At 57.8% G+C, this 12,949-nt stretch carries 8 protein-coding genes and 1 other RNA gene; 4 read left to right on the plus strand and 5 right to left on the minus strand.

The features are described from left to right. Window positions 1-22 precede the first annotated feature (22 nt). The 3 genes from GIB19_RS02245 to GIB19_RS02255 are packed head-to-tail and all read left to right on the plus strand — an operon-like array spanning window position 23 to window position 7,257. Window positions 23-4,531, plus strand: a complete 4,509-nt coding sequence (locus GIB19_RS02245) for an Eco57I restriction-modification methylase domain-containing protein (RefSeq protein WP_274883231.1) — start codon at window positions 23-25, stop codon at window positions 4,529-4,531. Further along, window positions 4,532-6,481 carry a chromosome partitioning protein ParA gene (locus GIB19_RS02250; RefSeq protein WP_274883232.1) on the plus strand — a complete coding sequence of 650 codons (1,950 nt, stop codon included), beginning with the start codon at window positions 4,532-4,534 and terminating at the stop codon, window positions 6,479-6,481. Continuing rightward, the gene (locus GIB19_RS02255) at window positions 6,478-7,257 is read left to right on the plus strand and encodes an HNH endonuclease (RefSeq protein WP_274883234.1); all 780 of its coding nucleotides are present in this window, start codon (window positions 6,478-6,480) and stop codon (window positions 7,255-7,257) included. The genes GIB19_RS02250 and GIB19_RS02255 overlap by 4 nt, the downstream gene beginning before the upstream one ends. A 96-nt stretch (window positions 7,258-7,353) precedes the next feature. Here GIB19_RS02255 and GIB19_RS02260 read toward each other — a convergent pair whose 3' ends face one another. The 5 genes from GIB19_RS02260 to GIB19_RS02280 all read right to left on the minus strand — a co-directional run bounded on the left by GIB19_RS02260 (window position 7,354) and on the right by GIB19_RS02280 (window position 11,774). Then, the gene (locus tag GIB19_RS02260) at window positions 7,354-7,635 is read right to left on the minus strand and encodes a hypothetical protein (protein WP_274883236.1); all 282 of its coding nucleotides are present in this window, start codon (window positions 7,633-7,635) and stop codon (window positions 7,354-7,356) included. Further along, window positions 7,632-8,612 carry an integrase domain-containing protein gene (locus GIB19_RS02265; RefSeq protein ID WP_274883352.1) on the minus strand — a complete coding sequence of 327 codons (981 nt, stop codon included), beginning with the start codon at window positions 8,610-8,612 and terminating at the stop codon, window positions 7,632-7,634. The genes GIB19_RS02260 and GIB19_RS02265 overlap by 4 nt, the downstream gene beginning before the upstream one ends. Window positions 8,613-9,556: 944 nt before the next feature. Beyond that, window positions 9,557-10,813, minus strand: a complete 1,257-nt coding sequence (locus GIB19_RS02270; protein ID WP_274883238.1) for an integrase domain-containing protein — start codon at window positions 10,811-10,813, stop codon at window positions 9,557-9,559. A gap of 187 nt (window positions 10,814-11,000) precedes the next feature. Continuing rightward, window positions 11,001-11,392, minus strand: a transfer-messenger RNA (tmRNA) gene (gene ssrA / locus GIB19_RS02275). Between the two features lie 97 nt (window positions 11,393-11,489). Further along, a complete protein-coding gene (locus GIB19_RS02280; RefSeq protein WP_099430487.1) occupies window positions 11,490-11,774 on the minus strand; it encodes a hypothetical protein in 285 nt (94 codons plus the stop codon). Between the two features lie 421 nt (window positions 11,775-12,195). On the opposite strand from GIB19_RS02280, the gene GIB19_RS02285 reads away from it, so the two are divergent. Further along, complete coding sequence (locus GIB19_RS02285; protein ID WP_099430486.1) at window positions 12,196-12,444, plus strand: hypothetical protein; 249 nt, start codon at window positions 12,196-12,198, stop codon at window positions 12,442-12,444. The last annotated feature ends 505 nt before the right edge of the window (window positions 12,445-12,949 follow it).

Genomic DNA, 12,949 nt, shown 5'->3' on the forward strand with positions numbered 1-12,949 from the left:
CTTGGCCTAGAGAAGAAGAACCATGAAACGCATTCGCAAAACCCAGGCCATGCTGAACTTGCCTACCCTCAGGCTTGAAGGCGGGCTGTTTCTGCCCGACCAATTGGAAAAAGCCGCCCAGGGCCGGGCCAGCGCCCAGCTTGAGACCGACTACGGCACGCCTAAGGGCGTCAAGCTCAAGGATGAATACAGTCGCGCCTTCCAGATCGCTTGCGCCCAGTGGCAGCATTTCGCCGCACAGATGGAGCGCGCCGACCTCGATGCTGCACAGCTCACCACTGCTTTTATCCATGAACTGCTGCGCGACGCTTTCGGCTATACCACCCTGCAACCTGCGCAAGCGCAGCAGGTAGGCGAACTGTGCTACCCAGTCAGCCTCACGGCCGGATACTTCCCGGTGCTGGTCGCACCGCATAGCCTCGGGCTGGATGAAGCCGACTCACAGTTTGCCGTCATCGGCAGCGGAAGTCGCAAAAAAGCTCCTTTTCAGACTATGCAGGAGCTACTCAGCGCCAGCCCGGAGCATCTCTGGGGCATCGCCAGCAACGGTAAGCAACTGCGTCTGCTGCGCGACGCCGCATCGCTGACCCGCCCCAGCTTTCTCGAAGTAGATCTAGCCGACCTGCTCGGCGGCCAGCGTTATGCCGAGTTCGCCAACGTCTGGCGCCTGCTGCATGCCAGCCGCGCCCCGCACCTCCGCTCTCCCGACGGGGCCGAGGGCATCTGTATCTGGGAACAATGGCGCGAAGCCGGACAGATTGAGGGCACCCGTGTGCGCGAAGGCCTGCGCCACGGTGTTGAACAAGCCCTGCTGACACTAGGTGCGGGCTTCCTGCAACACCCTGGCAACCAAGCCCTGCGCACTGCCCTAGACAATGGCGCGCTAAGCAAGGACGCCTACTTCCAGCAACTGCTGCGCCTGATTTACCGGCTAATCTTCGTCTTCACCGTCGAAGAGCGTGGCGTGCTGCACCCGCAGGATGACAGCAGCGAATCTCTGACCGCCCGCCGCGCCTATGCCGAAGGCTACGCCCTGGCCCGACTGCGCGAGCTGTGCCTCAAGCGCCGTGCCCGCACCCGGTACGATGATCAATGGCAGGCCATCCGCATCGTTTTCCGCGGTCTGGCCCAGGGCGAGCCTCGCCTGGCGCTGCCTGCATTGGGCGGCCTATTCACCCCCGAGCAATGCCCCGACCTGGATGCTGCCAGCCTGGATAACGCCCATCTGCTCTCCGCCCTAAAACACCTACGATGGGCGGTGGTCGCCCAGGGCAAGGGCAACAGCCTGACCCCGGTGGACTACCGCAACATGGGGCCGGAAGAGTTGGGCAGCGTCTATGAAAGCCTGCTGGAATTGGTGCCCACCATCGATCTGCCAGCCCGCACTTTCGATTTTGTCGGCCGCACCGAGGAAGGTAGTACAGCTGGCAACGCCCGCAAACTCACCGGCAGCTACTACACACCCGATAGTCTGGTGCAGGAGTTGATCAAGAGTGCACTGGAACCAGTCATCGAACAACGCCTGGCCGCCAACCCGGCCAACCCCACAGCAGCACTGCTCGCCATCCGGGTCATCGACCCCGCCTGCGGCAGCGGCCACTTCCTGCTCGCCGCCGCCCGTCGTCTGGCGGAAAAACTAGCCCAGTTGCGTAGCCTCGAGGGCGGGCAAGAAGGCGCCATCCAGCCCCAGGACTACCGCCATGCTCTGCGCGAAGTGGTGGCCCGCTGCATCTATGGCGTGGATCGCAATCCCATGGCCATCGAACTGGCGCGCATGGCCCTGTGGCTGGAGGGCTACGAAGAAGGCCGTCCGCTGGGCTTTCTCGATCACCACCTGCAAGTCGGCGATGCCCTGCTCGGCTTGATTGATCTGCAAGCGCTTGAACATGGTATTGCCAAGGACGCTTTCAAGCCCCTTAGCGGCGACAGCAAAGACTTGTGCAAGACACTGGTTAAGATCAATGCCGCCGCGCTCAAAGACCTGGAGAAGAAACGCACCGCACATGCTTTCGGCCAGACCGAGTTCGTGCAGCGACACGACAATGGCCTCTCCGCATTGCGAGCACTGGAAGCTCTGTCCGAAGACAGCACCGAGCAGATCGCCGCCAAGGCTCAAGCCTACGAGCGCTACCTGCATACCGCCCGCACCGGTCTGCTGGCGCAGGCCGCCGATCTGCTGCTGGGGGCCTACCTATTGCCCAAAACCGAAGGTAATGCTCAGGCCATCCCCACCACGGCCACACTTTATTTGACCCTCTTGGGCAGTACTCTGCCTGCCGATCAGCAGGCCGCGCTGGAAGCCGCCCGGCAAGCCTGCGCGGAAGCTCGTGTGTTCCATTGGCCACTGGCCTTTCCGCAGGTGTTTGCGCAAGGCGGTTTCGACTGCGTTCTGGGCAACCCGCCATGGGAGCGCATCAAGCTGCAAGAAGAAGAATTCTTCGCCACCCGTCACCGCGACGTAGCGGGAGCACGTAACAAGGCCGAGCGCGCCCAACGCATCCAGTGGCTCAGCGAAGGCATGCTGGCGCGCCACCTCTACCCCGAGCTGGTCCATGAGACGCAAGAAGATGCTGCCGAACAACGCCTGTATCGGGAGTTCATCAGTGCCCGCCGCACGGCGGAAGCCGCTAGCCTGTTTGCCCACGTCAAAGGCGACGACGGAGGTCGCTATCCGCTTACGGGCGTAGGCGATGTGAACACCTACGCGCTGTTTGCTGAAACAATTCTGCAAATCCATGCCGACAGCGGCCGTGCTGGTTTCATCGTGCCCACTGGCATCGCCACCGACGACAGCACCAAGGCTTACTTTGGCTATCTAACCAGCGCGCGACGATTAGCAAAGCTGATTAGCTTTTATGAGGTACGTGCGTGGTTCAAGGCAACAGACGATAGAAAGTCGTTCTGTTTGCTGACCTTAGGAAATTCCGTTGCAGCAGAATTTCTTTTTGATGCAAAGACGATTGAGGATCTCTACGAGCCAGCAAAATGGTTCACCCTCACACCAGATGAATTCCGCCTCATCAACCCTAATACGCGGACTTGCCCGGTATTCCGCAGCGAGCGCGATGCGGAACTGACCAAAAAGCTCTATCGCGCCGCGCCAGTGTTGATACGCGATGCGGTGACCGAAGGGGAAGGCAAGCAGGCCAAGACAACGCTTGCGCAAAACCCGTGGGGCATCTCGTTCATGACCATGTTCCACATGGCGAACGACAGCCATCTGTTCAAGAATGAGCCCGCCCACGATCGATTGCCGCTTTTCGAGGCCAAACTCATCCATCAGTTCGACCACCGCTGGGCCACCTACACGGAGGACGGTAACAGCCGCGATATCACTAATGTCGAAAAGGCATCGTCAGACTTCACCGTGACACCACGCTACTGGGTTAGTCGTGCCGAGGTAGAAGAGCGCCTATGCAAATGCGACCGCGATGGCCGAGTTACCTGGCAATGGGAAGCAAAGTGGTTAATGGGTTGGCGGGATATTGCATTACGCTCTGTAGAACGGACAGTGGTTGCGTCGGTGGTGCCGAGGGTGGGAGTGGGGCACACCATGCCACTCTTCACCACTACGGCGGATGCACGCCTGACAGCCGTCTTGTTGGGCAATTTCTGCTCGTTGGTGCTTGATTACTGTGCCCGTGTGAAAGTGGGTGGCACGCACCTGACTTACGGCTATTTGAAGCAGTTTCCCATCTTGCCGCCAGGCCACTACACCGAAGCCGGCCTCGACTTTATCATCCCGCGCGTCCTAGAACTCACCTATACCACCCACGACCTCGCCGCCTGGGCGCAAGATCTGGGATACTGCGGGCAGCCCTTTGCCTTCGCCCCCGGCCGCCGAGCTATCCTGCGCGCCGAACTCGACGCCTACTACGCCAAACTCTACGGTCTAACTCGCGATGAACTCCGCTACATCCTCGACCCAGCCGACGTCATGGGGGAAGACTACCCCAGCGAGACCTTCCGGGTACTCAAGAACAAAGAGCTAAAGGAGTTCGGTGAATATCGCACGCAAAGGTTGGTGCTGGATGCCTGGGATGCGTTGGAAGTACAGCAGCCAGTAGCCATACCAGCACTCAAACCGACGCGACGTACCGCGCCGCTTCCAATCTATGCCGATGGCGGCACACCAGCGTCCGAGGCGGAGGATTGGCTGGCTGGTCTGATATGCGATGTGCTAGTACACGTCGGAGAGTGTGATGACAATCGCTTGCGACGTATTCTGGAAGTACGGCTGCCAGAAGGCACTCCGCATGCGGAGTGGCTGCATGATTGGCTGGCGCCTGTGAGCACGGTACGCTGGACAAATATTTGCGGTTGGCTTCGTGATCTATTTGGCGTAGCCGTGACAGCATCGCTGTCCATTCGCAACTTGGAAGCACTGCACAGCATCATTGGCGACCATCGCACGGAATCTCTGGCTCACGCCTTGATCGAAGCGCGCCGCCAGAAAGAAGTTGCTTTGACGGAAGCGCTGGCAGGCTCGACATCTACTGCACACACGGACAATGTACTCAAACGGGGATAAATGCATATGGTCGATGCTGCAACTTTTCCTACAAACCCTGCCAAACCGCGTCTATGGGTGGAAAGGCTGTGGTTTCTGGACTCCCTGACAGCCCTACAGCCGTTGCGCGAAGTTTCATTGCAGCGCGGGCTGAACCTGATCGTATCGCCACCAGGGTCAGGCAGTTCAGGGCACGGTGTAGGTAAAACAGCATTCTGCCAATTTGTGCGTTTTGTACTGGATGATCCGCTCTGGTCGAATGGTTCGACCTTACGCGATGAGTTGTTGAGCAGTCGCGAATTGAAGGAAGGCGCAGTAGCCGCCCGCGTTCATATAGGCGGTGAAGTCTGGAATGTTCTGAAACCATGGCTGTATCAGAAGCATTACCGAGCATCACGCACCGCCGATTGGCGGCAGTTGGCCACAGGTGAAGCCGAGAACGAATTCAACGCCTACCAAGCTGCTCTACGCCAACATCTGGTAGAAATCCTGCCCGTTAAAGAACTGCCAATGTCGAAACAAAAAATCGAGTGGCATCAGATTCTGGCTTGGTGTTCCCGCGATCAGAATGCTCGCTATAACAACTATTACCAATGGCGCGCGGATGGGGTTGGATTCAGCCTGCCAGCGAAGTCCCCTGCGGCACTTATGCAAATCGTGCTGGGTCTGCTGCACAACGCTACAACACTGCGCGATTTGGATAGCGCAGCCAAAGAGATAGAGCAGCAAAAATCACAGCTGCAAGCATTGCGCGAGGAGCCCGCGCGCTTGCTGAAACATGTGCGCCGCCAATTAACTCGACGCCTCAGTGCCCCCGCAGCTACTCCGTTCCGGCAGGATGGTCTCCTTGAGCATCCAAACCTGATTGGCTTCGCCAAGCAAAGGTATGAGGCCTATCAGCAGGAATTGCGGTCAATCGAGACTGAACGACAAATTCTTGCAACTGATCACCAAGAATGGGTGGAAAGGCGAGCGCCACTAAAAAGCCTCACGGATCTTCTCGCCAACGAGATTCAGCAAGTGGAGGCATTGATTGCTGGCGATATCCAGCGAGTAGAAGAGTTGCAAAATGAGGCTTCGTCATTGCAACAACGGCTGCCAACACGCTGCGATGCAGGAAATCGCTTGCTCAAGGATTGCAGTTATGTGATCGAGCGTATCGACCAGACGCAAATCGATCGAAAGCAGCGTATCGCGGGGTATCAACGATCTAAGGATTCTCTTGAAAGAGAGCTCCCGCCCCTGCGCGACCGGCTAAATGAATTGAAGGACGAGACAGCGCCTATCGGTGCACAACTGGCAGCAATAGAGCAGCAGCATACTGAACTGGATGCAAAATACGCACAATCCCTCTCTGCACATCAGCTTCTCGACGAGGCCATCGAAGACTACGAATATTACGAAAGCATCGCATCAGGCAGATCACAGTCGGCCAACACCGAAGCAATAGAGCGCAAACTAGAATCGACCCAGCGTCGCCATGAGCAGCTTCAAATACAACTTGAGAGAGAACGCGAGGCGGTGAAGGGGCGTCGCCGTGTCATCAGTGACGGCATGCAGGCTGTTGCCAAATCTCTACCCTCTTTCCGGTGGGGCATTTTCAACGATGACGAGAAGCACCGCAATCACCCCTTTCAAATGGGGCCAATGCATTCAACGACATTCAAGGTTCTAGAAATCCTGGCTGGAGATGTGGCCTGCTTGCTAGATAGCACGAAAGAGGAAAGCTTTCACCCTGGCTTCCTTCTGCATGACTCACCTCGCGAGGCGGAAATGAGCGAGGCCATACTATGGTCTTTGCTTAGTCACATAGCATCGAGTGGAAGTGATTCGTTCCAGTACATTGTCACCACTTCAACTGAACCCACTGAGGCTTTCAAGTCTTTTGAGCGTCTCAGACTTTCATCCGATAACGAGAATGGCCTTCTTCTTCGTAGACGCCTGGGTGCGGATCCTGAGCCGTTGACATGAGTATCGCAGTGAATCCTTTACAGCGTGCCTTGATCGAGAAAGCAGGCCATGACAACGGCTTCGAGTATGTACTGCCCGCCCTTGATAATACCGTGATACTGGCTTCGGCGCGTCACCGAAGCAGTGCGGCAATGGTGCCGATAGCCGGCGGCTTTGAGGTGCGTTTGCAGCCCGCTTCACCGGCGCTGATACCGGAGTTATTGCGCAGCTTTAAGCTGTGGGCGGGGGTAGATGAAGCATTCTGCGTGCCAACCCTAGCCGATCTGTCGACATTGCTCCGCCGTGCGGCCAGCCTGTCACAGACGTTACCGAATCAGGCTGTACGCGATTACCACACGGCAGTTGCGCAGGCATTAGCAGACTTACCGAGCGAAAGCGGTGGTACAGAAGTCGAACGCTTGGTGCGCCAGCGCGTAGGGCAAGATCGTTTTCGAGATGCTCTATTGATCTACTGGGGCGGTGCCTGTGCGGTGACCGGCGTCACCGTTACTGAAATACTTCGGGCCAGTCACGCCAAGCCTTGGGCGCAATGCGCCGACGATGTCGAACGGCTAGATTCCTTCAACGGCTTCCTGCTCGTGGCTCACCTTGATGCACTTTTTGATCGTTTTATGATCAGCTTTGATGATGACGGAAATCTGCTAATCGCTGGTCGCATATCCAAAAATGATCTCCACCGCCTTGGTATCCACTCAGGCATGACATTGCGCTGGCTGGCCAACGAGCATCGGGCATATTTACGGTGGCATCGCGAACGTTTCCTGCTCGGTGCCTGATCTCGAAATAGATCAATGCCTTGAATTCTTGAGTCAAACCCCCGGTACAGATTCACCCGCAAGTCAGCTTACCGAAAGCCGTCGTCTGGGTAGTGTCTAGCGCTTGCTGTGGAGTACCCATGATTTGCCTAATCGACGAACGAGTAAGCGCACAGTTAGCAAATAGTAATACCGCGTCGCGTTACTTCGCTGGCTTATGCAATTTTCTAGATACCAAACCAAATGCTTCCTCTGCCAACGTCGAGGTGTTTCTCGCTGCCAGCGCTCTGAAATTTTAGCTTGGATGATTTTCGCCTGGCGTACATGGCGTTGTCGGGTTGCGTGGGAACCGGTCAACACGCCGGCCAAGAACAGTTCCATATCGAATGGTTTACTCATGGCCTTCCCCCTACGTAGGCAGCAACCACATCGATCCGGCCGTGCCCCAGCTCATAGCTGATTTGTTTCCGGGCCTCACGATCAAGATGCCTATCGGTCTGGCAACATTGGCCGCCGTTGATAGGCGCACGGTGTTGGGTGATTCGCTCATAACGCTCACATGCATACGCCGCTCGTAGCTCATGGAAGCCTTTGAGGTAGTGTGTATGCAGGATGTCCCGCGCAGGGCGGATGATTTGCTGTAGGAGATTGACGTAGCTTTCGTCTGGCGCAATCAGGTTGCGGCTACCTGCAGGTGACGCCTGCCATGCGAATCGAAGTGCGCCACGAATATGGTCGTCCACTGCTATCCAACGTGGCGCCGAGGCGCCGGCGCGGCCGCCTTTGGTACCATCCTGAATGTTAATCCTGCCTAGCTCGTTAGCCTCACGGCATAGCCGTGGTAGGTCAGCCAAGATGGCCTCACGCAAGCGCATGCCGGTGGCTCGCGCCAACAGAACAAGCGCGGCGGCGCGTTGCTGATGTTGGCTGCAAAGCGCCTCGACGATCTGCTTCACCTGCTCGCGATCCTGGCCTTGCGGCACTGACTGTCGAACCCCGGTGCGCTGCATACCCAACGCCTTGCTCGGACTTGTCAACTTCACGTACGGATCACCGCGAAGCGCCGCCATGGCCCTGTTAACGCTGGATAGCCGATTTTGTGCGGTGCTGACGGCGAGGTCACCGCGCCCAACCACGTCGCGCAGATACGCCGCATAGTCGGCCAACACCTTCCGATCAATCTGCCGCGCATCATTAATGCCGGGCCCCTGCTCGGAGCGGCACCATTTCACGAATGCCTGCCACCGATCACTGTGCGCTTTGACCGTGCCGTAATGGCCACCGCCGAACATATCTTTCAGCGCCTGCGGCCCTGCGTAGCTCAATTGCCTGCCGTAACCGAAATTCCGACCATCGCGTCTACCCACCAATGCCATATCGCTCACCTCATCTTCTGCTCTCCAGTCCTAGCCCCACGTCATCCCGCCAAGAATGCTGAGTGTTAGCAGGGATCAAGGCCCCTGCGACCTGGGGGGTGTCCTCTAACGCGGGACTGGCGGCTCCTTACGTCCGGGAGCAAGGGCATCTCATGATCTGGCCTCCTGAGCACCGTTACCGGTGGGCGGGTAGAGGCTGCATTGGCTGACGAGACCAGTGCCGCGAGATCCTGAGCCAGGTGCAAGCAGCAATGCGATGACCGGGGCATGCCTGACAGTCAGTCAGGTGCAGTCCATTCCCTGGTCTGCGGCACCATCATCTACAGCGCTGTTGCTGCTGACATCGGCGTTTGTCACGCCGATTGTCACGAGGAGGAATGCCGCAAAGCCTTGTGCGATCAGGGCTGCAGCAGTATTAGAAGTGCCCGTCTCTTTCCACAGAAAGAGACGGGCACAGGTTGGCGCAGTAGTTGGCCAAGCGGATAGGTTGCTGCAGGGCAGCGAGGTACGGTGTATCTGGCGCACGAGGGCCATAGGTGTAAGAGCATCCATCACCGGGAAGGTGACCGGGCGAGCTGCCGGATGCGAATCGCCCTTGGGGAGAACCACCGCGGGAGCGGCGTGACCTTTAAGGTTCGGGTCACCTGGGGTGCTGTCATCGACAGCATTTGCACGGTCAGTTCTACGCCTGTGGATAAACCCGGTCAAGGGCCGAAATTCAGGGCTCTTGGGGGCGTGAAAAGCGGTTATCCACCGGTGGAACTCCGTGGTAAATCCTGGGCAACGTCGTGGCTTTTAGCTCTTCAAAGTGAGGTCCATCCAAACAGGGCGGCTTTGCAGCCCTGTTTGGATGGACCCGCGCTGACAAGCGGATAAACGAGGCTGCTTTCCCTGAATCCTGAGCGCTCAATTGTTGTTGCTGCCGTTGATGCGCCTGCAGAGCGCTAGCGTATCGGCACCACGTTCTTGTCTCTGACTTGGCCGTACGCTGAGGCGAGCAGGCTGCCGGTGGCGGCCTTCTGGATGTACTCACTCCACCAGGCCATCATCGGTCGCCTGCGTTCGATGTAGTCTGCTCGGTTGTAGGCGCTGCGCACCTCATCCTTGTCGACATGTGCCAGTGCGACCTCGATGAGCTCCGGGTCCCACCCATGTTCATTCAAGATGGTGCTGGCCATCGAGCGCATGCCGTGACTAACCAACCGATCCTGGAACCCCATGCGTTTCAATGCCATGTTGGCCGTTTGGCTATTGGCATGAGTACGCGGGTTTCTGTCAGCCGGGAAGACGTACTCGCGATGGCCGCTATGAGTCTTCAGTGACTCCAACAACGCGACAGCGTGATCACTCAAAGGAATGCTGTGTGGGCGGCGCTTCTTCATCCGCTCCGCAGGGATAGTCCAAACGCGCCTTTCAAAGTCGAAGTCTGCCCAGCGAGTAGTCGCCGCCTCGGCGGGGCGAGTCATCGTGTGCAACTGCCATTCAATCAGGCAGCGGGTGGTGCGTTTGATGCTGGCGTTCGCGATCTCCAGCATGAGCTCCGGGAGCTCTTCGGGCGGAAGGGCAGCCATGTTTTCTTTCTTGGGCTTCTTGAATACTGCCCTGATGCCGGTGAGCGGGTTGGCGAAGATCAGGCCGGAGTTTACGCCGTAGGTCATGATCTCGTTTAGCCGCTGGCTAAGTCGCTTGACCGTCTCCAGGCTGCCTTTCGCTTCGATTGGGCGAAGCAGTCCGATCACCATCGGCGCGGTGATTTTGGTGAGTGGTGTCGTCTTCAAATCGGGGAACACGTGCAGCGTGAGCGACCGCCAGATGTCCTCGGCGTAGGCAGGGGTCACCGAGTCTTTCTTGAGTTCAAACCAGGCGGTGACCACGTTCTCGAAGGTGTGTTCGGTTTCCGCGCGTTTGGCTTCATTCAACGTATTGCGCTGCACCTTCGGATCGATGCCTTGAGCGAGCAGCTCGCGGGCTTCGACTGCCTTCTTTCGTGCGTTCGCCAGTGACAGTTCGGGGTAGGTCCCGAAGCCGATGTTGATGCGCTTCTTGGTCACTGGTTCGCGGTAATTGAAATTCCACAGCAACGAGCCGTTGCTGCGTACGCGGAGCTGCAAACCATCACCATCCGTGAGGACGTAATCCTTGGACGCGGGTTTGACTCCCTTGAGTTGTCGATCGGAGAGGCGGAGGTTTTGAGCAGGCATGAGATCGTCCTCAAGCACTGATTCGGTATTCCAAAGATTAGCACCGGGTGAGCTGGAATACCGCCTGGAATACCCGAATGGCTGGAACTCAAAAACTCTTGAAAGACCGCAAAAGCGCTGGAAGCCGCGTATTTACTGGCTTTCAGGCACAAAAAAAGACGTCCGTGGACGTCTTTGATTGATTATTTGGTGGAGCCGGGGGGATTTGAACCCCCGTCCGCCAGTACTCCGCTGTCGGTACTACATGCTTAGCCGTGTCTACTGATTTAATCCGCAGCCGCCCGACGGGCAGGGTGCTTTGGATGAGTTGGGTAAGTTTTAGTCGCTTTGCCCCCAACGTGCTACACGACGATCCTGTTCTGTATGACAATCATTTCGGGTTTACAGGCATCCCCTGATGATTGCTGGAGCCGAAGCTACCAGGAGAGCGGGCTCAGCTGCTTACGCAGCGAGAGCGTAACCCTCGTAGTTTTCGTCATTGGCAACTATAGAAAGTTGCAACAGTGGATTTACGAGTTCTGTTACCAACTCGGCATGCACCTAGAGTTTCGCTACCGGCGTCGAATCCTAATCGGCCCCACACTAGCTCTAGCTAACGCACCTTACGGCACGTGAGGCGAGTATACGCCATTGCGCGGGCGACGTCGACAACTGGTCCGGTCGCCCGCACCAGGGGTCACGAACCGCTGCCGCCGCTGCCTTTTTCGGTTTTTTCCAGGCGCTCCAGCACTTTGCTGGTGATGGCGATGCATTCTTTGGTGTCGCCCGAGGCCTGCGCGGCCTTGGCTTTGTCGACGTGCTCGGTCAGGGCTTTGTCCAGGCCTTCGGAGGTGGCGCCGGCGGTGACCATGCTGTCATCGATCTTTTGCAGGTTGGTGGTGCAGAGGTCGTCGGCGGCAAACACCGGCGATGCCAACAAGGTGGCGGCCGCGAACAGGGCCGATAGCGCGGTACCTTTCATGGGTGTCTCCTTCTAAGGCCTCTGGAAGGTGGGCCTGTTAAGTGGACTGCGCAGATTTGGCGTGGGTTCAATCGGGATGCTGGCAGGGCGATATGATGCGGCTGTAGGGGGATTCTGAACTTGAAACTAAATGCTTCGTGGTGGATGGGTTTGGGAATTATCCTACTGGCGCTGCAGCGGTTTCTCTGTTGTCGATGATGGGCGTTGGGGCTAGTTTCCCTGGGTCGCTGAGGTTTGGCGACCGGGTGTGAGAGCCCGTTCCATTCAAGAGATTTACCGTCATGGTAGCTGTGCGCGGGCAGGCCTTGTGCCTGGCCGGTTTTCCTCCTTGTTTGGCCGGTCTCTCACCCCGCGTACAGCTGCCACCTATTCCTGTGAGAGGGAATGGGTGGGGCCTCATGCAATCAAACGAGAGAGAAATATGAAGAAGATTGTTCCAGATCCACCCAGCCAAACGCCGCCACGTCCGTTCTATACCATCGACAACAAGGTCCCTTCACCGGAGGCGTTGCTGTACGCCATTCAGCTGATGCGCGGGATTGAAGACACGTTGGACGAATACATTTGCGGCAATGCCGGTGAGCCGGGTATCGGCATGCTGGTGAATTCGGTGCATAACGTGCAGATGAGTAGGGCGTTGGCTGAGCTGGTGTTGGCGCGCGAGCCGTGATGTTAGTCAGTTGAGGCCAGTGGGGTCGCTGTGCGACCCATCGCAGGCAAGCCAGCTCCTACAGGGGGCTGTGCAGCTTTCAAGGCGAGTGTTAGTCCTGAGGTAGAAGTAGTTGAGCAGGGCGTTGGCTGAGCTGGTGTTGGGGCGCGAGCCATGATGTTAGTCAGTTGGGGCCAGTGGGGTCGCTGTGCGACCCATCGCAGGCAAGCCAGCTCCTACAGGGGGGCGTGCAGCTTTCGAGGGCAGTGTTAGTCCTGAGGTAGGAGTAGATGAGCAGGGCATTTTTGGCGCCTGTGCGATCGAGCGCCGCCCGCGCGGCGCATCGCGAGCAACGCTCGCTCCTACGTCTGTTTCGGGCCAGTCACGCCTGTGCCTGCCCGCGCGACCGCCTTGTTTGTTCGACGCGATATCGCGCCATGCACCAAAGGCGGTCGCGCGCATATGCCCCAGGAATAATTGGCCCGAAACAAACGTAGGAGCGAGCGTTGCTCGCGATGCGCCGCGC

The sequence above is a fragment of the Pseudomonas sp. ITEM 17296 genome (assembly GCF_028895205.1).
GTDB classification, from domain to species: domain Bacteria; phylum Pseudomonadota; class Gammaproteobacteria; order Pseudomonadales; family Pseudomonadaceae; genus Aquipseudomonas; species Aquipseudomonas kermanshahensis.